We start from the raw sequence: 605 nt of genomic DNA, 5'->3' as shown, positions 1-605 counted from the left end.
TTCGTACGGGTCCAGGCGGGGCCGCCGAAGACGGACTCCCAGTCGTTCGGCGGCAGCTCGCCGCCGGGGCCCTTGCCGGGGCGGAAGTGGAAGCGGTCGCGGGTCGGGGAGCCGGGGCCCTCGCGGAGCGCCTGCCGGAACCAGTCGTGCCGGTCGGAGCAGTGGTTGGGCACCAGGTCCACGATGACGCGCAGGCCGAGCGCGTGGGCCTCGCGGATGACGGCGTCGGCGTCGTGCAGGGTGCCGAACATCGGGTCTGTCGCGCGGTAGTCGGCGACGTCGTAGCCCGCGTCGGCCTGCGGGGAGGCGTAGAAGGGGCTGAGCCAGACGGCGTCGACGCCGAGGTCGCGCAGGTACGGCAGCCGGCGGCGGACGCCCTCCAGGTCGCCCATGCCGTCGCCGTTGCCGTCGGCGAAGGAGCGCGGGTAGACCTGGTAGATCACCGCGTCCCGCCACCAGCCGGTGCGCCCTTCCGCTGCCGCGGGGCCGGCGGACGCCCGGGGCGCTGCCGGCGCGGTGCCGTGGGGGGTGGCGGATGCGGACTCGCCCGTGCCGGTGGGCGCGGCGGAGTCGGCGAGATGGTGGGTCATGTCATCCCTGAGTCG

Annotated in this window: 1 protein-coding gene; it reads right to left on the bottom strand. The window is 75.5% G+C overall.

What is annotated here, in order from left to right; genetic code table 11:
- Positions 1 to 590: alpha-amylase family glycosyl hydrolase (locus GCU69_RS03330; protein ID WP_268969213.1), on the bottom strand; the 590-nt coding region annotated here is incomplete at its 3' end.
- Between the last annotated feature and the right edge of the window lie 15 nt (positions 591 to 605).

Origin of the sequence: Streptomyces lycii (genome assembly GCF_009735685.1) — a bacterium.
In the GTDB taxonomy this organism is placed as follows: domain Bacteria; phylum Actinomycetota; class Actinomycetes; order Streptomycetales; family Streptomycetaceae; genus Streptomyces; species Streptomyces lycii.
Note: the sequence above shows the minus strand (reverse complement) of the source record. Positions and strands in the feature narration are given on the sequence as shown.